We start from the raw sequence: 20,065 nt of genomic DNA, 5'->3' as shown, positions 1-20,065 counted from the left end.
AAAATTTTTGATTAGCAAAAATAAGGCTCAAACATCTTTTTAACAACATTTTGATACAGGAATGCAGTATTTATAATGAATTTAAAATAGATTCGAAATTTTGTTCAGTATTCATTACGAAATCGTTTGAAATATGGTCGTAACTTTAAACAAACAATAATCAAGTCTTAATCAAAAAGTATATTTTAACAAAATAAACATGGTAAAACCATTCCTAATTTAGTAGACCATCAATTCTTCTAAATACAAAATCCTAAAAACAGTACTTTTGAAAAAAATGATCAGACTCTTAATATATTAATTCATTGATAAGATATATACTTTTTATTTGTATGCTTTCAACACCCATATTAGGTTTTGGAAATACATTAATGACAATAAATCAATCTAATACACCTGATAGTTTACAAACCAAATCGGCTAATGAAATTAGTAAATATATAGAATCTTCTACTGTCGAAGAAAGTATCATATTAGAAACCGCAATTTCTAACCGAATTACAGATCTATCAATTCTAGCAGAGTATTATTATGATATTTCAGATACCTTTTTTTATAACAAAGGAAAAACAGATCGCAGTAGGTATTATTTAAACAAAGCAGTGAGTAGCGCTAAAACTGTTGGAAATGACTCAATTTTAAGTAAATACTTTATAGCAATTGGTAACACCTACCTAAAGGATTGGGAAAATCAAAAATCATTAGACTATTATAACGATGCATTAAATATTGCTGCCAAATACAAAAACATTAAACATCAATATTCTGCTAATTCTGGAATAGCAATCATTCTAAAAAGAATGAATGAGCTTAACAGAGCACTTGACGTATGCGATGATGCACTAAAACTTATAAAAAAATCAAAGGATAAACACACTGCAAATCATGTTAGATTATATACTATAATCAGTGAGATTCATTTAGATCTAGAAAAGTATGATTCTGCAATATATTACGCCGACAATGGATTGGCAATTAGTGAACCTTTAGATTATGCGATAGGATCCATTGATTTATATACCAAAAAAGGAATTGTTGCGCTAAAAACACAAGAAAGAGCTAAGGCACTACAATATTTTCGCAAAGCAGAAGAAATCATTATTACCAAAGACATTTCCCAAAAAAAGTCAATACTAAATCTTAATTACTTTTTTGCAAGTACTTTTCGTGAAGAAAAAAAATACGATCAAGCCATCTCCTATCTAAACAATAGTATATCTATTCTTGAAGAAAAAGATACGGGAAATATTAGAGTTCTTGAAACTTATATTCTTTTAGCAGAATGTTACACTGAAATCGGAGAAACAAACAAGGCCTCGTACTGGTATCAAAAATTAAATAAATTACGAGATCAATTTCAGGAAGCAAAACAACAAACTATATCAAAAATTTATAATCAGGACATTGATAAATTAAAAGGTCAGATTGATCAACTTAAGAATGAAGAAATAAAACAAGCGTACCATAAAAAAATGATGTTCTTCATTTTGATAGTTGTTTGTTTGATTTTACTCTTTTTTGTCCTTAAGTATTTTCAAAAACAAAAAAAGAACAATCTAAAATTTAATCAATTAATAGAAAAAATAAACCAGTTAGAGTCTAGAGAAAACAATGACACAAAAGATTTTGTAATTGATGACAAAAAAGTAAAAGATGTTTTGAATGGTTTAGAGAAATTGGAAAAACAAGAATATTTCCTACAAACCGATTGTGATCTGAGATCAATGGCTAAAAAAGTAAAAACCAATACTACCTACTTATCAAAGATTATCAAAAAACATAAAGCAACCAATTTTAATGATTACATCAATGAATTAAGGATTGAATACGCCTTAAAAAGATTAAAAAATGACAAAAAATTCAGATCCTTTTCCGTTAAATCTATAGCATTAGAGATTGGCTATAAAACTGACAATTCTTTTACTAAACATTTTAAATCTAAAACTGGATTGAATCCTTCCTACTATATCAAAAAAATAGAGCTTCAAAACGAAAAATTCTAGAGATTCAAAATAACCAATATCAATTTTTCTTCTTTTAATATACACCATTAAAAGCCGATTAAACTTTACCTTAATTTCTTTAAAATACGGCACCTGTTCTATGAATTAAAACTGAATAAAAGTACCTTGATATAAGATTTCATTGGAATATATTATTGTATAACTAATTTTAAAATTTAGTATTATGAAAACAAAACAAGAAAACAGGATTTCGTTCAAAAAGCTAACTATTGCTAAGATTAATCAAAATGCTTTGATAAAAATAAAAGGAGGTGATTGTGATCCTACAAAACCAGATACGGGATCGCATCATACCATGTGCGACTGCAACAATATACTTTAAATAAGCAAGAGAATTCTTGTATCTATTTTGCAACTCTTTTTGCATCCGTATTTTTCGAAAAATACGGATGTATTGTTTTTCTGAGGGTTCATTTTGATATATCTTGAGTACAGAATCGTATTAGCTAATGTTTGATTTTAAGGGATGAACCGAAAACCTTTAACAGAGTAGGTGATAAATATTATAACTTAAAAAAACACCAAATTATGTTATCAAAAATTTTAGAATTAAAAGAAGTTAAAAAACTAAATAAAGCTGCAAAGCAATCCATTAATGGAGGGTACTATTGTAGAACCAACATTCCTTGTCAAACGTCACAAGATTGTTGGGATTTTTCGGGTGATTTTTCAGACAGATGTAACCAAGGATATTGTCATATTTTTTAGACATCTAACTTCACAATGTAATATCACAACCCTGAAAATTTCAGGGTTTTTTTATACCTTCACTTTTTGATTTGCAGATGAAAAACATACCTACTAAACTCCCTAATGTTACTACTACCATTTTTACTATTATGAGTAAGATGGCAAATGAGTATGAAGCCATTAATCTATCACAAGGTTTTCCGAATTTTGAAGCAGACCATAAGCTTACCAGCTTGGTTACTAAGGCTATGCAAAAAGGATATAACCAATACGCTCCGATGCCTGGTCTATTATCCTTAAGAGATATTATTGCAGAAAAGACCAATGGTTTATACGGCAGTACTTATCATCCAGAAACAGAGGTAACGGTTACTTCTGGTGCAACTCAGGCAATATTTACGATCATTGCCGCTTTTATACAACCAGGAGATGAAGTCCTTGTCTTTAAACCTGCATATGATTCTTATGAACCGTCTATAGAATTATTTGGAGGAGTCGTAGTGCCCATCCAATTATCAGCTCCAAATTTTAGCATTAATTGGAAAGAAGTTGCTTCTAAAATTACTTCTAAAACAAAGATGGTTATTATAAATACTCCTCATAATCCTTCGGGAACCATTTTATCTAAAAAAGATATGCTCCAATTAGAAGGGCTTCTAAAAGGAACTGATATTATTCTATTAAGTGATGAAGTCTATGAGCATATCATTTTTGATCACAAAGAACATCAGAGTGCCGCAAGATTTTCTGATTTAAGAATGCGCTCTTTTATAACTGCATCATTTGGAAAAACATTTCATACAACTGGCTGGAAAATGGGATACTGTTTAGCTCCAAAAGATCTTATGTCAGCATTTAGAAAAGTTCATCAATTCAATGTCTTCTGTAGTAATCATCCAATGCAATATGCTTTGGCAGAATATTTAAAAACACCAAAAAATTATCAAGAATTGCCAAGTTTTTACCAAAGTAAAAGAGATTTGTTTTTATCTCTCGTAGAAGAATCAAGATTTACATTTACACCCGCTTCTGGAACGTATTTTCAATTATTAAATTTTAATTCGATTACAGATGAAAGCGATGTTCTCTTTTCCGAAAGATTAACTAAAGACTATAAAATTGCCTCCATTCCTGTGTCTGTTTTTAATCTGAACCAACAAGATGACAAAGTATTACGCTTTTGTTTTGCCAAAACAGCCGATACTTTAAAACGTGCTGCTGAAATATTATGCAAAATCTAACTAAATCAAAACCTCAAAACTAAAAACCAATTGATAGTAACATTTTAATAGCTAATGATACTAATGTACAGTTCAAAATCATTTTTGAACATAAATTTGTCATAACCAATTGTAAAAAAACTTTATGAAAATTAGATTTACCTTACTTATCATTGCAATGTTAGCCATCTTATCTTGTTCCTCAGATGATGACGATACAACAGAGAATTCTAATTATGCAATGACTGCTAAAATTAATGGAGAAGATTTCAAAGCGAATAATCCTTTCGGAAATAACGAACCATCGAGTACAACAATTTTTAACTACTTTCCAGAAGAAGACTTTGTATTACTAATTGGTCGACAAGGAGGCCTTGTTGGTGCTAGAGAAATCAAAATCTGGTTAAAAAAGAGTGATATCGTAGTTGGTACTTATGAAACGGGGCCGGAAATTTTCGACACCACTCCTTCTCATTTTATTGACTTCTTAGACCTTACAAATGAAATAGATGAATCCACAAGAAATGGTACCATTGAGATAACAGAGGTAAATACCTCAACGAAGATTGTAACCGGAACTTTCTCATTTACCACAGCAGATGGAACTTCTGACCCTTCATCACCCATTGATTTCAATATCACTGAAGGAACATTTACTTACATGTACGAATAAGAACTTTTATTGTTCAACTATAAAAAAGATTAAAAAGTCAGTAATTCAACTGACTTTTTTTATTTAAAAATCGAATTTCAGTTGTATTACTTCAAACTCCTTCAGCTCCTTTTCTTTCTTTTTCTGACCGCTAGATGTATTCAGGTTTGATAATGAAATTCCCAATAGTCTTACAGAATCTCTCATTTTTTCTTGATACAACAATTCTTTAGCTGTTTCTAATAATATTGCTGCATCACTTACATAATAGGGTAATGTCTTGCTTCTTGTTTGTAAAGTAAAATCGCTATACTTAATTTTTAAAGTAACTGTTCTACCTGCCACCTTACTTCTTTGTAACCTTTTTTGAAGTTCTTCTGCGATATTCTCTAGCCTTTCTAACATATATATTTCAGAAGAAATGTTCTCACTAAAAGTTCTCTCTGCGGCAAGTGATTTTCTTTCTCTATTAGGTTTTACTTCACTTAAATGAATTCCCCTAACAATACGATAATAGTGTCCTCCAGATTTTCCAAAATGTTCCACCAAAAACTCCTCGGACTTAGCCTTTAAGTCTTTACCCGTATAAATTCCCATTTGATACATCTTAGCTTGAGTTACTTTACCTACTCCATAAAACTTTTTTACGTCCAAGTTTTCTAAAAATTCTAAAACTTCTTCTGGATTTACAGTTTTTTGACCATTAGGTTTGTTATAATCACTAGCTACCTTAGCAATAAATTTATTGATAGAGATTCCAGCAGATGCTGTTAGGCCGACTTCATCAAAAATTCGTTGTCTTATTTCTTGGGCTATTAATGAAGCACTAGGATTACCCTTTTTATTTACAGTTACATCCAAATAAGCCTCATCCAAAGACAGTGGCTCTACTAAATCAGTAAACTCAAAGAAGATCTTTCGAATTTGTTTAGAAATTTCTTGATATCTATCAAATCTTGGTCTCACAAACAACAAATCCGGACACAATTTTCTTGCGGTAAAACCGGGCATTGCCGATCGAACACCAAATTTTCGTGCTTCATAACTAGCAGCACTAACCACACCTCTTTTACCTCCACCTCCCACTGCTAATGGTTTACCCTTTAATTCAGGATTATCCATCTGCTCTACGGAAGCATAAAATGCATCCATATCCACGTGTATGATCTTTCTATCGCTATTCAATTTCATTACTACACAAAAATAATAGAAACCGCTTTTATTAATGTACTTTTTAGATATATAGAATGGTCTATTTTATAGAAACATTATAAAATTAATAATTATGACGTAACGGTTTCTATCTCTATGATTTAGATTTATCAAATAAAAATCCTATCTTGCCTTATTAAGACCCTATCAAATTGAACTAATTAATACAGAATACTGATGAAAAATTATGCCCTACTATTTCTATTTGCATTAATTTGCTGTAAATCAGAAAGCAAATCTCCAAACGAAACTACGGTTAGTAATAATCTTGCTAATTCTGAAAATGTAAGCGATATTATTACCACTAACAACACGAATCCAAGAACATATTCTATACAAGGAACTAGTTCTGCAAAAAAAGGAGAGAGTTCCAAAAAAAATGGAGGTAATTTTAGTCAAAATCTTTCCATTCAATGGGTATCGGATACTACAATACAATATACTCTAACTTATAGTAGTGGTGCTTGTAATAAAACTGTTGGAGGTAAAGCCACAATCGTGAAAGCAAATGGAGAGCCTTTTGCTATAAGTCATAATGGAAAATCTGTAGAAGTAGATAAATACAAGGATACGAAACAAGGTTTTGATATTATTTTACAGATCGATGCTAAAGCTAAAGACAAAGCTGCCGTCAATCTAATCTCTACTACAGAAGATGACAGCAATGAAAATTGTATTCCAGAAAGTGGGGTAATGTTAGAGCAGAAATAACATTATTCCTATTTCTAATAGATCTACTAAAGATTATCATAATATTCTAAGTTCTTTTTAAAAAGTACTATAAATACGTATTATTATATATTAACAACCACGAATATTCATAGTACTTTGAAGTTACATAGTAGTATTGCTCATTATATTTACATAAAATCTATAATAAATGAGCAAAACAGCAATTATACTTGGTGCTACAGGATTGACAGGAAGGATGCTCCTTGATCGATTACTTGTGGATACTCGTTATGATAAAATAAAACTATTTTCAAGAAAAACGATCGGCATATCACATCCTAAAATTGAGGAACACCTAGTCAACATGCTACAATTAGAATCCTGCAGCAATGATTTTCGTGGAGACGAAGTATTTTGTTGTATAGGAACTACTAATGCCAAAACCCCTGATAAAAGATTATACCGTTCAATAGACTACGGTATTCCTGTGACAGCAGCAAAGCTATGTGAACAAAACCAGATAAAGACATTTATTGTAATTTCTGCTTTAGGAGCAAATCCTAAAAGCAAAATATTCTACAATCGCACCAAAGGTGAAATGGAAGAAACGGTTTTGGATTTTAAAATACCAAAACTTCATATTTTACAGCCTTCTTTAATTAGTGGCAAAAGAAAAGAAAAGAGAAGTGGAGAATCTTTTTTCAAACTTTTAATGAAATTGATCAATCCCTTGTTAATCGGTTCTCTTAAAAAGTATAGATCCATACATCCAAAAATAATCGTTTCTTCAATGATATGGCTCGCGAATAATTTTTCTGAAAAACAAAGAATACTTTCTAATGAAATTGAAAAGATTTATGCGAATTACGTACGTTAATTGGTTCGCATACCGTATCCGTATCTTTCTTAACCCCTGATTTTACTAATTATTTAGTGAAGCCTCTACATTTGTCAATAAAATTATAAACCTTTAAAATTTGACAAATGACAAAGCCATTTAAAAATCGTATTCTGTTTGTAATAACATTTTTATTGACAACAGGTCTCTTTGCACAATCAGATATTAAATCTTTCTCTTTCAAAAAAGGAGAAATTCTAGATATTCTATTATTAACCACTAAACCTGATACTAAACAAAACTTCGAAAGGTACAAGCAAACTATTTTTCCAATTGGGATAAAAAAAACCTATCAGCCATTACCCGGTTTTAAGATCAGCAAAACAATTCAAGGAAATATCCAACCTACTAGTTTTATTTTTGGTAAGTGGAAAGATCTAAAAAACAGAGAGGAGTTTCTTTCCGAGATTGAAGGAATAGTGCCCGATTTTCATCAACAACGAAGAGATTTATGGTCTGTATTTAACTTAACCTATTATGAAATGCCAAAAGACATTTCTTTTAAAATTGATAAAAATAAATATACCGTAGCAACTTCTTATTGGAAGAAAGATGATACACGATTTGAAAAATTTATAAATCTTTGGCAACAAAAAACAACATCCAAAGGAGGAACAAAAATTTTGGAACTTACTAATGGAAAATCACCACTAGGTTATTACCACAATCCTGATTTATTAGTTATTACTCAATGGAATACCAAAGAAGAGTTCGATGCTTTTTATAAAGAAAATCTAAAAATGAATCACAATGGTGTGCTACATGTAAATCAATTTGTTTTAAACTAGTATATTAAAGCCGAAAAGATCAAGCTGCTATGCAATCATTCCTGAATCAACTTGTTTATTTTGGGTATTTTCAAAGCCTATTTTTGCTTTTTATTTACGTTTTTTCTCCAAAAAAAAGGAAGAGCATAAATAAATATATAGCATTCCTAGTCCTAGTCCTTTCCATTGGACTTACGGGACGGGTTTTATACATATCAGGGTTCTTTGGTGATAATTATCGTTGGGTTACTTTTTCTGAGTTCTCTACTTTATTATTTGGAGCTACCATTTATCTATTTACTAGATCCAGCCTATTGAATAAACCTTTTTCAAGGAAAGAATTGGTTCATTATCTGCCAGCTGTAATATACAATCTTGGGGTTACTATAGCTTTTATTATTCCTTCTGATGATATCTTAAAAACTAGAATTCAAAGTGGACTTCAATTTAGAATTACACTGATTTTTATTGCAATAGGATTGGCTTTTAATATTACTTATTGGATCAAAAGTTTAATGATATTCCTAAAATTTAAAAAAGATATTCAGAATGAGATAAGCTATTATATCAAATCTCAATTTTTTCTAAATTTTCTAATTGCGATTGGTATATGTTTACTCTGCTGGTTTCTAATGTTTCTTAATTGGCTATTAGATTATGAATTATTCAATCGAGTAAGTTGGCAAGTAATCTGGATCAGTATTGCACTCATTATTTTATTTATCACTTTTTACGGGATGAAAGAACCTGATTTATTCAAGGTTTCTAATATCATAAAACCCAAAAAATACGTACAATCAAAATTATCGCATAACCAATTAGATGATTTAAAATCGCAATTAGATCATTTAATGATTGAGAAAAAACCTTATTTAAACCGGAAACTACTTAAATCAGAATTAGCGGAAATGTTAGGTGTAAGCAACCCAGAAATAGCTCGTTTACTTAATGAGCGTATCGGAATGAATTTTTTCGAATACGTAAATTATTATCGTATAAAGGAATTTATCGATTTAGCAAAGACAGATCAGGCAAAAAATATAACCTTTTTTGGTTTAGCTCAAGAAGCAGGCTTTAACTCAAAAACCACCTTCAACAAATCTTTTAAAGATCTAATGGGTACAACTCCCAAAGAGTACTTCTCAAATCTCTAATACTATTAAATTAAAAAATTATGTTCAAAATATTTTTCATCAGTGTATTACTCACTGTAGCTACTACTAATGCCCAACTTTCAATTCCGGCATTAAGTCCATTATCAAAAATAACTCAAACTGTTGGTTTAGCAGATATAGAAATTCAATATTCCAGACCTAGTAAAAGAGATAGAGTTATTTTTGGAGAAAATGGAATTATACCGTTCGGAGAGTTATGGAGAACTGGTGCAAATGCCGCCACAAAAATTACTTTTAGTGAAGATTTAACAATTCATAATATCCCAATAAAAAAAGGGTCTTATGCAATTTTAACCAAACCTAACTCTGAATATTGGGATGTTAATTTATACATCTATCAATCTGGAAACTGGAGCACATATGTAGAAAAAGAACCTACTGCTAGTTTTCAGGTAAAATCAGAGAAATTAAAAGACCCACAGGAAACTTTACTAATATACTTTGATCAAATCACACTAAACAGTACTGATCTTGTAATAGCTTGGGATCAAAGTAAAATCGCCGTACCGCTAAAATTAAATACACACACTAAAGCGATGGCTAATATAGAAAAGGCATTAGCCGGACCATCTAATTTTGATTATTTTCAAGCAGCACTTTATTTACATGAAACAGGAAAAGATCTGGACAAAGCACTAGTTTATATTCAAAAAGCAACTAAGTCCGAAAAGCCACTGTTTTTCCAGGTATATAGAGAAGCACTCATTCTTGCGGATCTCAACCGAAAAACCGAAGCCGTCTCTGCTGCAAAAAAGTCTTTAGAATTATCTAAAAAAGCAAAGAACAAAGATTTTATTAGGTTAAATGAAAAATTTATTGAAAAATGGTCTAGATAAATAATATCTTTTAGGCAAACTAAATTAATATCCAGATTTGAAGATCAAAAATGATTTTTTTGATCTTCAAATCTGGATATAACATCTAATAAAAAGTGTTAGAAAATTATAATTTCTATACAATATTACAATGATTGAAATTGAACGTAAATTTTTGGTAAAATCAAATGCATATAAGCAATCGGCAAATAAGAGCATACATATTATTCAAGGATTTTTAAATACTGATCCAAATAGAACTGTAAGAATAAGGATCAAGGGCGAACAAGCTTTTATTACTGTTAAAGGTAAGAGTAATGACACAGGCACCTCTCGTTTTGAATGGGAAAAAAACATTCCTGTAGAGGATGCTAAAAATTTAATTGAAATTTGTGAACAAGGAGTCATCAAAAAAATTAGGTATGAAATACCGTCTGGAGATCATGTATTTGAAGTCGATGAATTTTTTGATGAAAACCAAGGATTAATCATTGCAGAAATAGAATTACAAGACGAAAATGAAGCTTTTGATAAACCAAATTGGTTAGGAGATGAAGTAACAGGTGATCCCAAATATTATAATTCTCAATTAAGCAAGCTTCCATTCCGAAATTGGTAAAAAAACCTTCAAAATCTGAGGATTTTTCAATTAACAAATCTGTAACATTTTGGTTTGTAATTATAGGTGAATATTCCCCGTCTAAGGAGACTTATTAACCTTTTTAAAAAATTATCATGTTACACAAATCTAAGAAGTCCTTTTTAGGGGCTATGGTATTACTATGTTTTTCTGCTCCTTTAGTAGCTCAAACAGAAGTAAGTGGTTTTTATCCACAAAAGAATGAACTTACAATAGCTCCGAGTTATTCTTTCAAACAATATGACAGGTTTTATAGAGGCACTGAGCTTACAGAAGGTAACCCTGCTGGTTTAGGTTCGATATCCTCCTATATAGTGAATCTTTATGGTGAATACGGAATCACAAATTGGTTATCTGCGTCCCTTAATATACCCTATATTTTCATAGAAAGTGAAACGGGAGAACCGGATCCAGTACAAGGAACATCAAGCGTAGAAGGTATTCAGGACTTAAGTGTATTTCTAAAAGGAAGAATCTTAGAAAAGAACATCAATTCCTTAGGAAAACTTGGTGTCGGTGCTGCCGTTGGAGCCAGTATTCCTATTGGTAATTATGAAGCAGAAGGTGTTCTATCATTGGGAAACAATGCGAATGCTTTTAATGCAAATGTTATGGCTCAGTTAACAACAAAAGTTAATTTTTTCACAGAAGTACAGTATGGATACAGTTTAAAGGACAACAGTGATTTTGATGTTCCTAATGCGCAAGTATACGGTATAAAGCTGGGGTATTTTAACAACTATTTTTATACACATGTACAATTAGCGGTACAAGATTCGATGGATGGACTTGATATTGGAACACCAGAATTTGCTGAAGCCGGAGGACCGAGAGCACTTCCACAAACCGAAGTTGATTACACGAATATTAATGTAAACTTATATATCCCAGTATATAAAAACGAAATTGGTGTTTCTACCGCCTATAATCAAAATATAGATGGTCGTAACTTTAGCAAAGAAACTTCATTTTCTTTTGGTTTAGTATATAAGCCTCTTTAAAATCTTAAGACTATATCCCGATAAGTGAATTATTGGGATATAGTCTTACTCTTTAATTTCGATTCTCTTCTTTAACTCATTCCCTTTTTCATCAATTACCGTAATAATATGTTTTCCTGGTGATGGTTTTACTGGCATTTCATGAAACTGTTTCGTAACTCCTATAAAATTATCATCTATATACCAAAACACTCTTGTTTCTGGAATGGTATGAGCTATTTTTAATATCACATCATTAGTTTTTCCATCAAAGCCTTTAGGTAGGTATACACTGCTATTCCCTTTCGGGAAAATAAAATCCATATTACCCGTAAGTTCCTTTACACAATCTGATCTGTAGGGAGGCAAATTTTTATAACTAGCGTGTTTACCCTTAAAATAATATGCCTGTAAAGGCGGCAACACAAACCATGGTACATGAATCATTGTATCTACAGATTCACAAGAAGAATTCACACGAAATTCTCGCGAAGGATCTAAATGAATTAACTTATGATAAGGACAAGGTTTTGTTTTAATTCCTGCCGAAGGAATCAACATTTTTTTAGAAGTGCACTCTCCAGAAGCTAAAAAACCGCTCAGTGCGCATACCTCAGCTTCTACCAAATCATCATAAGGCGCCGGAAACCAATTAGAATTCGGCAATAAATTTACAACATCAAATAGCAATGGTGCTGCAGAATTTAATCCAGTTAGTTCAGGTCTTCCTTCGCCATCTGCATTTCCTATCCATACTCCTACTACATAATCTCTACTTGCACCAATCGCCCAAGCATCTCTATTGCCGAAACTAGTTCCTGTTTTCCATGCTATTTCTCGAGCAGAATCATAAAACTCCCATGCTTCATCGCCTTCGGGACGATTTACCTTTTTCATTGCTTCAAAAGTTAACCATATACTTCCAGAACCATACATAGGTTTTTCTTGTTCGAGCTTACCAAAATCAACACTTTGATTGGCCAAAACAATTGGTTCTGCGAACTCATTACTATAATATTCGCTAGAGGATTCTTCATAATGATTAAGTGTGCCAGCGAGACCAGCATATGTTTTACACAAATCCCAAAGGTTCCCTTCTGCTCCACCTACAATGAGTGATAATCCATAGTGATCCGCAGTATATTTAAGATCCTTAATTTTAAATATATTTAATTCATCTCTAAAACGTTGCAATCCATATTGTTGTAATAACCTTACTGCTGGTATATTTAAAGATCTTGCCAAAGCTTTATTAGCAGGTACAGCACCGTTAAAACTTTCATCATAATTCATAGGAGTATAACCTGCAATCACAGTTGGTATATCAGAAACCAACTGTTCTGGGAGTAACTCTCCTTTATCCATCATTGCTGCATATAAAAGAGGTTTTAAAGTACTTCCCGTACTTCGAGCAGCTCTTATAATATCCACGTCTTTTTGGTGCGCTTTGTCTGTTGGAGCGTTTCCCACATAACTTAGTACTTCTCTGGTACGAACATCCAAAACCAATACCGCTAGATTATGCACTTCATTTTGCTTCAATATGCCATGATGGCGCTCAGCTAATTTATTTATTTGTTGCTGTAACGTTCGATTAATTGTTGTTTGCATACGTTCACCTTTATTATCTCGAGCCAATCGATCTAATAAATGTGATGCATCTTGCGGTAATTTATATGGTTTCTGAGGTAATGATTCACTTACAGATAATTGGTAGGTAATAGAATCTATTTTCTCTTGTTCTAGTAATGTTTTTAGTAATCTATTTCTCTTTTTTAATAACTGGATTTGATTTTTACCTGGATAAATTAAAGACGGTGCATTGGGCAACACTGCTAAGGTAGCACTTTCTGACCAAGATAATTGATGTGCTGGCAATCCAAAGTATCTCCATGAGGCCATATCGATTCCGACTACATTACCCCCAAAAGGAGCGTAAGAAGCATATAATTTTAAAATATCTTCTTTAGATTTTCCTAATTCTAATCGTGTGGCTAAAATAAGCTCGATCACCTTTTCGTAGTACGTTCTTTTTTGTCCTTTTCGAGAAAGCCGTATTACTTGTTGTGTAATGGTACTGCCACCTCTTACAACTTTACCTGCTTCTAAATTTTCACCAATTGCTTCAAACATAGCAACAGGATTAAATCCTAAATGCTTATAAAATTGTTGATCTTCAAATGCAATAATACAATCCTTAAATTTGTAAGGAACACTGTCTGTTTCTGGGAAACGCCATTGCCCATCCTTTGCTATTTTCGCACCAAGTAGTTCACCACTTTTTGTTTCGATAACTGTAGCGGTGGGATCATCAAATAATGGAGATGGTAAAGAAAAATAGTACCAAATAGATGCAACTCCAATCAAAATGAATTTTATTGGATGTTTCTTCACAAAATTTAAGATCCTTGTAAACACAATAATGATTTCCCTCCAATATTAAATAGTTCAATATCTGTGAAATTTATGTAAATGTATTTAGATAACTTATGAAACTTGATAAAAATTAATTTGAAAACTGAATTTAGGACCAAAACAGTACACTCACCACCCTCTATCTGTTAAGAGGAAAATTCCCCAAAATTCTAATTTAGCCAGCGTTTGCATCCTGAGTTTTCTTAAAAAAATCATAAATAAACCCTTTAATTTTATTAAATTATGACAGTTTTAATGCGACTAACGACCACTGCATCTTCCAATAAATTAAAAACAATGGGGCTTATAATGAAAAATTAAACAGTGTAATACATCCGATGATCATATACTTAGATGTGTTCATTTTTAATAAAATTGTTTAGAATTGAAAAAAAATACCCTCTATATAATTGCTGTTTTATGCACTTTATGTACGTTTTCTCAAGAAAAACCTTCTTACAAATACAATGATAGCCTCTTTAATCTCATAAGAAAATCGGAAGAATTACGTGTTGCTAATAAGATGTACGAATCCTTAGAGTACGCCTTTAAGGCAGTTGATTACGGTATAGAACTTAAAAATGATCATTATATATCTCATGGTTACTTTTTAATGGGAACTGTTCAATACGAGATTATTGATTATGAAAATGCTACTAAAAACTACCTTAAAGCTTTAGAATATACAGAAAAGACCAAAGACAAATTACTTTTACCATATATTCTGCATAGTTTGGGAAATATATACTACGATGGTAACAATGATTTTGAAAGTGCTTTAGATTATTACCAAAGAGCAGTAAAACTTGCAAAGAAAAGTTCGCATATAGAGCAATATCAAGTCCCTTTACATAATTTGATTTGGACTTATATGGATTTAGATAGATATGATGAAGCTTCCGTATACCTTAAAGAAGCAGATAGCATAGATGCTAACATTCCAGATAGTATTCTTGTGGATCGAAGTTCGTTGTACCTTCTAAGAGCGAGAAACTATTCCCATCAAGGAAATATTGCAAGAGCTGAAGAATATTTTGACAAATCTTTTGATTATTTACAAGACGAATCCTATTGGCCAAAAGGAAAAAGTTATTTTTATCAGTATCGAGCAGAGATGTATGAAAACATTGGTGATTACCCAAGAGCCTTAGCTGATCTAAAGTTACTTCAAGCTAATGAGCGTAAAGTTTTTGAAAATGCAAGATCTAAGGGAAATGAGACCGTTAACTTTAGATCTAAAGTTGATCGATATGAAAAAAAATTAGCATTGGCAGAAAGAGAAAAGGATTTACTTGTAGACCTTGACAAAAATAATAAGCTTATCATTTTTATCTCTACAGCAGCACTTTTATTACTGGCAGTAGCTTTTTTCTTTTACTATCGCGGATATCAATCTAAAAAGAAAGTTACCGAAATTCTTGAGATAAAAAATTCTGAATTGTACGAAGCAAAATCGCAGGCGGAAAAACTAAGTAAAATTAAATCTCAGTTTATTTCCACTATTAGTCATGAGCTCAGAACTCCCTTATATGGCGTAGTAGGTATTTCATCAATTCTTTTAGAAAACGAAAAACAATCCGATAAGGACAAAAAACTGCTAAATTCTTTAAAATTTTCTGCAGACTATTTATTGGATTTGGTAAACAATGTTCTTAAAGTAAGTAAAATTGATTCTGAAGAAAAGGAACTTATTAAAACACCAACGGATGTTCATTCTTTAACCCAAAACATACTCCAATCTTTCGAATATCAAGCACAAAAGAAAGGAAACGAACTTATTTTAAAATTTAATCCCAGCATTCCTAAATTACTTAATATAGATGCATTGCGAACCTCCGAGGTACTCATTAATCTTCTTGGAAATGCCATTAAATTCACAGAGCAAGGAAAAATTTGGTTAAGAATTAAACTAATTTCTAAAGAGAGCTCTAAAGTAATCTTACGCTTTGAAGTTGAAGATACTGGAATGGGTGTTCCAGAAGATCAAAAAGAGTATATTTTTGAAGAATTCTCACAAATAGGAAGTGTATACGATAATAAACAAGGTACTGGATTAGGGTTATCTATAGTAAAGAATCTTATTGAGGTTATGGGAAGTCAAATTTATTTTGAAAGTAAAAAAGGGGTCGGCTCGATGTTTTATTTCGAGCTCGACACAGACATTCCTGAGAGTTTAGAAATCCCAGACAAAGATGAGGAATCGTCTGAGCAGGATTCGATCTCTGCCAATATCCTAGTAGCAGAAGACAATAAAATAAATCAACTGGTTACCAAAAATTTACTCAAAAACATTGGATGTGAATGTACTATCGTTGCTAATGGTATCGAAGCTGTGCAAGCTGTAAAAAAGGACACATTCGATCTTGTTCTTATGGATATCAATATGCCAGTTATGGATGGTATGCGTGCCACTATAGAAATCCGTGAGTTTAATACTTCAATACCTATTATCGCCCTTACAGCTTCTGAATTAAGTGAAGTTTCAGATGATTGTAAAAAAGCTGGTATGAACGATCTCATCAACAAACCACTGAACAAAAAAGATCTACAATACGCTATCGAAAGAAACATTGCATTGAGTACTTAAATGAATAGTTTTTAAAAAGTCTGATCTATCCTTTAAAATATTAGAACAATCTCATTTACTATATCTAAATGAATTACCTAGTAACAATTTATACAATTTTAGTACTTATTAGTAGGATAAGACTACTGATATATGAAAATGCTAATAGAATTCTTTAAGGAAATTGCTAAAAATGAAAACGGTAAATTGTATCTCCATGATAAGGACATATCGTTTGGAGATGGAACGAGAAGTCCAAATGTTATTTTTAAAATAAAATTTGAATACAAATCCAATCAATTTACGATCATTAATCAAACAGGAACTAATTATGTTGGAACTACAAGCTGTAAATTATCTGACGATCTACAACCAATCCCTTTTGAAATAGATACTATTTCTCATTTAAAGAATCTATTCTTACGAAGAAAAAGTAGATTCGTTTTAAAATCTGAAAACCAAAATGTACTTCATTTTTTAAAAACTAATAATGCCTTAAACCTTCTAAGTGAAATTGCGGATAAAGAAGATTTTCGTCCCTTAGTTGTTTGTAGTTTGGATGGTTATTGGAGCATTGTTTGCAAATATCATCTAGAATTTGACGATTGGACACAAGTTATAGAACCAATAATAGCATTGTATAAAAATCTCATCGATGAATTTGAAAAAAGAATTGCAAACATTAATCATGGTCAATACCGAGAATTGAATTCTTAAATAAAACTAATTAGTGAAATAGAAAACTTAGTTCATATTTTTTACTCTATAAATCTGACCTAAATTGACAACAAAAATTGACCTAATTATACAAAACTATGAACATTCTAAAAGTTATCTTTACTTAAAAAGAAATGATCCTCGATTATAAAAAGATTGATCTATTTGGGAAAATAGTATTCGAAACGGTTATTCTAAAACCACCGCATAAAAAACCAAATCTCATGCACGATGAGGCTTGTTTTTTATACATAATCAAAGGAGAATATGATTCTATCTCTGAAAGAGAAAAGCTAAAAGTTAATGCAGAAGAGTCTGTTCTTATGAAATGTGGTAACTATTCTTGTAATATGTTACCCTCTAAATCATCCGAAGAATATCAAGCACTTGCTGTTCACTTTCATCCAGAAGTGTTACAAAAGGTGTATGAAAATAAGCTACCTAACTTTCTCAAAAACCGACAGCCTTCCGATATTGGAATGTCTAAATTACAAAGTGATATTTTGGTAAAGAAATATATAGAGAGTATTCTATTTTATTTTGAAAATCCAGATTTGGTAAATGAAGAAATCTTGACTTTAAAGATTAAAGAAATTATTCTATTACTAAACCAAACCAAAAATGCGCCAGCCATTCGTTCCATACTTTCTAATTTATTTCATCCTACCTCTTATACATTTAGAGAAGTTATCGAAGCACATCATTTTTCTAATATCACCTTAGATCAATTAGCCCATTTAACCAATAAAAGTCTTTCTACTTTTAAGAGAGAATTCAAAAGAATCTATAGAACATCTCCTGCTTCTTATCTCAGAGAGAAAAAATTAGAAAAATCCATTCAATTACTGGGTACTACAGATCTAAGAGCTACCGATATAGCATATGATTGTGGGTTTGCAAATGTTTCCCATTTCTCTAAAACCTTTAAATCTTTTTACGGTGTTTCTCCAACGAATTATAAAATGACCCATTTTAGTAAATCATTGAACTGATTATAAAACATCAAATTAAACCTTCTTTTCATTTTTGTATTGTAATTATAAATCATATAAAAATGAAAACAACTGCAAGAGATTTTAGCCTAGAATTAAATGAAAATCCAATACCAGAAGTTGCTGAAAGAATAAATTGGTATCAAGAAAAATTTAATACCGTACCTAATTTAGGACGATTATTAGAATCCGCTCCGGCTACATTATTATCTTATGTAGATACTCAGAATTATTTAGCAGAATTTGGCACACTATCACCCGAAGAAAACAATATCGTACAGATGACAATTGCTGTAGAAAATGCTTGTGCTTATTGTGCTGGTGGTCATACTTTTGCTGGCGAAGTATTATTCAATTCTAACCCAGATGATCTTAATGAGATTATTAACAAACAAAAACTTTCTAATGAAAAGTTTAATGTGTTGCATGAGTTTACTAAGGATATTTACAACAAAAAAGGAAGAGTGAGTGATGCGAGTTTACAAAACTTCTTTGATGCGGGATATACGAAACCGCAAGCATTAGACGTGATCACCAATATAGCTGCAAAAGTGCTTTCTAATTTTGCAAATCAACTTGCTATGAATATTCCGGATAAAATGTTTGCCGAAATTTCGAATAATCTCAACTATAATAATGATTATAGATAACAAATAATGTGTTATAATTTGATACAACCGGTTATGTCTTTACGTAATCGGTTTTTTTTATTTTCAAAAAGCCAGAGAAATCTTCGTAACATTGTAGACCATAAAGACACTGGGAAATAATAGTATATATTGTACGAACTAAAAGCCAATTGAATCATCGATCAAAAATCAAATCATAATATGAAAATTAGAACTAAAAAGGATGTTGAAAAACTAGATAACAAGATAAAAAACGAATTAGGAATTGATGTTAGAAAATATAGAAATGAAGAGGTTGTTGAAAATTTCGTAGAACTTTTAGTTTTTCCAAAATATGTAATCAATTGGGTAATTCGCCCTATTTTACTGTCACTATTGTTTTTTATTTTTGGTTTCTACGTGCTTGATTTAGTACATGTAGAGTATGTTATTTATACAATCATCGGGTTAATTTTATTTTTAATTTCAGGGTTATTAATAGGCTTGTTATTTCTTATTTGGAAGATGAAGTCTGATATGTGGGGTATAATTAGTTATTCCCTAGACATTATGAAATCAGCAGTGACCGATATTAATCAAGTAAATAATCAGGTAAATAAAGATAATAGAAAAGATGTTCTTGGATTACTTTTTAAAGGAATTATTCATATTGTTACAATTCCCATGGTTTCCAAAATAGTATCAGATAAAGTTCCCTTTGTTGGAGGAATAGTAAATCGAATCGTTAAAAAAATTCTAACACTGGTTTCTAATACAATTAAATTCGACGAAATCAAATTAAAGGAAGAGCTTAACAAACAAAATGATGAACCTAACGCCATAAAAATTTACACGAACTCTATCTCAAACGCAACTTTAGGATTAGAAAAAATTATGAATTTTACGTTTGGTGTGGCACAATTTCCTTTAAAGATAGTTTTCGGAATAATATTTTTGATTTTATTATTATTCCTCTATTTAATTAATTAAAAATCAAAAAACTGTAACAAATACTAACCACA

Annotated in this window: 19 protein-coding genes; 17 read left to right on the top strand and 2 right to left on the bottom strand. The window is 31.2% G+C overall.

Annotation, left to right across the window (positions count from 1 at the left end; translation table 11 throughout):
- Nucleotides 1–332: 332 nt before the first annotated feature.
- The 5 genes from ABD077_RS05285 to ABD077_RS05265 all read left to right on the top strand — a co-directional run bounded on the left by ABD077_RS05285 (nucleotide 333) and on the right by ABD077_RS05265 (nucleotide 4,607).
- Entirely contained in the window at nucleotides 333–2,003 is a 1,671-nt protein-coding gene (locus ABD077_RS05285) for a tetratricopeptide repeat protein (protein WP_343911178.1), read from the top strand.
- 184 nt (nucleotides 2,004–2,187) lie between these two features.
- Nucleotides 2,188–2,346 (top strand): hypothetical protein, encoded by a 159-nt coding sequence (locus ABD077_RS05280; protein WP_343911176.1) that lies wholly within the window; start codon nucleotides 2,188–2,190, stop codon nucleotides 2,344–2,346.
- Nucleotides 2,347–2,552: 206 nt separating this feature from the next.
- Nucleotides 2,553–2,732 (top strand): hypothetical protein, encoded by a 180-nt coding sequence (locus tag ABD077_RS05275; protein WP_343911174.1) that lies wholly within the window; start codon nucleotides 2,553–2,555, stop codon nucleotides 2,730–2,732.
- Nucleotides 2,733–2,809: 77 nt separating this feature from the next.
- Entirely contained in the window at nucleotides 2,810–3,955 is a 1,146-nt protein-coding gene (locus ABD077_RS05270) for a methionine aminotransferase (protein ID WP_343911172.1), read from the top strand.
- 124 nt (nucleotides 3,956–4,079) lie between these two features.
- The gene (locus tag ABD077_RS05265; protein WP_343911170.1) at nucleotides 4,080–4,607 is read left to right on the top strand and encodes a Riean_0653 family protein; all 528 of its coding nucleotides are present in this window, start codon (nucleotides 4,080–4,082) and stop codon (nucleotides 4,605–4,607) included.
- 63 nt (nucleotides 4,608–4,670) lie between these two features.
- Here ABD077_RS05265 and dinB read toward each other — a convergent pair whose 3' ends face one another.
- Nucleotides 4,671–5,777 carry a DNA polymerase IV gene (dinB, locus tag ABD077_RS05260; protein WP_343911168.1) on the bottom strand — a complete coding sequence of 369 codons (1,107 nt, stop codon included), beginning with the start codon at nucleotides 5,775–5,777 and terminating at the stop codon, nucleotides 4,671–4,673.
- 198 nt (nucleotides 5,778–5,975) lie between these two features.
- On the opposite strand from dinB, the gene ABD077_RS05255 reads away from it, so the two are divergent.
- The 7 genes from ABD077_RS05255 to ABD077_RS05225 all read left to right on the top strand — a co-directional run bounded on the left by ABD077_RS05255 (nucleotide 5,976) and on the right by ABD077_RS05225 (nucleotide 11,766).
- Nucleotides 5,976–6,509, top strand: a complete 534-nt coding sequence (locus tag ABD077_RS05255; protein WP_343911166.1) for a hypothetical protein — start codon at nucleotides 5,976–5,978, stop codon at nucleotides 6,507–6,509.
- Between the two features lie 169 nt (nucleotides 6,510–6,678).
- Nucleotides 6,679–7,347, top strand: a complete 669-nt coding sequence (locus ABD077_RS05250) for an NAD(P)H-binding protein (RefSeq protein ID WP_343911164.1) — start codon at nucleotides 6,679–6,681, stop codon at nucleotides 7,345–7,347.
- Nucleotides 7,348–7,454: 107 nt separating this feature from the next.
- Nucleotides 7,455–8,156, top strand: a complete 702-nt coding sequence (locus tag ABD077_RS05245; RefSeq protein ID WP_343911162.1) for a hypothetical protein — start codon at nucleotides 7,455–7,457, stop codon at nucleotides 8,154–8,156.
- Between the two features lie 83 nt (nucleotides 8,157–8,239).
- A complete protein-coding gene (locus ABD077_RS05240) occupies nucleotides 8,240–9,289 on the top strand; it encodes an AraC family transcriptional regulator (RefSeq protein WP_343911160.1) in 1,050 nt (349 codons plus the stop codon).
- 20 nt (nucleotides 9,290–9,309) lie between these two features.
- The gene (locus ABD077_RS05235) at nucleotides 9,310–10,146 is read left to right on the top strand and encodes a DUF2911 domain-containing protein (RefSeq protein WP_343911158.1); all 837 of its coding nucleotides are present in this window, start codon (nucleotides 9,310–9,312) and stop codon (nucleotides 10,144–10,146) included.
- 130 nt (nucleotides 10,147–10,276) lie between these two features.
- Complete coding sequence (locus tag ABD077_RS05230) at nucleotides 10,277–10,744, top strand: CYTH domain-containing protein (protein ID WP_343911156.1); 468 nt, start codon at nucleotides 10,277–10,279, stop codon at nucleotides 10,742–10,744.
- 116 nt (nucleotides 10,745–10,860) lie between these two features.
- On the top strand, nucleotides 10,861–11,766 hold the full coding sequence (locus tag ABD077_RS05225; protein ID WP_343911154.1) for a transporter: 906 nt from the start codon (nucleotides 10,861–10,863) through the stop codon (nucleotides 11,764–11,766).
- A 45-nt stretch (nucleotides 11,767–11,811) separates the two neighbouring features.
- On the opposite strand, the gene pbpC is transcribed toward ABD077_RS05225, so the two are convergent.
- Complete coding sequence (gene pbpC / locus ABD077_RS05220) at nucleotides 11,812–14,139, bottom strand: penicillin-binding protein 1C (protein WP_343911152.1); 2,328 nt, start codon at nucleotides 14,137–14,139, stop codon at nucleotides 11,812–11,814.
- A gap of 406 nt (nucleotides 14,140–14,545) precedes the next feature.
- Here pbpC and ABD077_RS05215 point away from each other — a divergent pair, with 406 nt between their 5' ends.
- From ABD077_RS05215 to ABD077_RS05195, 5 genes are all read left to right on the top strand, one after another.
- A complete protein-coding gene (locus tag ABD077_RS05215) occupies nucleotides 14,546–16,747 on the top strand; it encodes a response regulator (protein WP_343911150.1) in 2,202 nt (733 codons plus the stop codon).
- 132 nt (nucleotides 16,748–16,879) lie between these two features.
- On the top strand, nucleotides 16,880–17,443 hold the full coding sequence (locus ABD077_RS05210) for a hypothetical protein (RefSeq protein WP_343911148.1): 564 nt from the start codon (nucleotides 16,880–16,882) through the stop codon (nucleotides 17,441–17,443).
- 134 nt (nucleotides 17,444–17,577) lie between these two features.
- A complete protein-coding gene (locus ABD077_RS05205; protein ID WP_343911146.1) occupies nucleotides 17,578–18,435 on the top strand; it encodes a helix-turn-helix domain-containing protein in 858 nt (285 codons plus the stop codon).
- A gap of 62 nt (nucleotides 18,436–18,497) precedes the next feature.
- Nucleotides 18,498–19,085 carry a carboxymuconolactone decarboxylase family protein gene (locus ABD077_RS05200; RefSeq protein ID WP_343911144.1) on the top strand — a complete coding sequence of 196 codons (588 nt, stop codon included), beginning with the start codon at nucleotides 18,498–18,500 and terminating at the stop codon, nucleotides 19,083–19,085.
- A gap of 180 nt (nucleotides 19,086–19,265) precedes the next feature.
- A complete protein-coding gene (locus ABD077_RS05195; RefSeq protein WP_343911142.1) occupies nucleotides 19,266–20,033 on the top strand; it encodes a hypothetical protein in 768 nt (255 codons plus the stop codon).
- Nucleotides 20,034–20,065 lie beyond the last annotated feature (32 nt).

The sequence above is a fragment of the Aquimarina litoralis genome, assembly GCF_039523995.1.
Classification (GTDB): Bacteria; Bacteroidota; Bacteroidia; order Flavobacteriales; family Flavobacteriaceae; genus Aquimarina; species Aquimarina litoralis.
The sequence above is the reverse complement of the archived record's forward strand: the minus strand, read 5'-3'. Positions and strand labels throughout refer to the sequence as shown.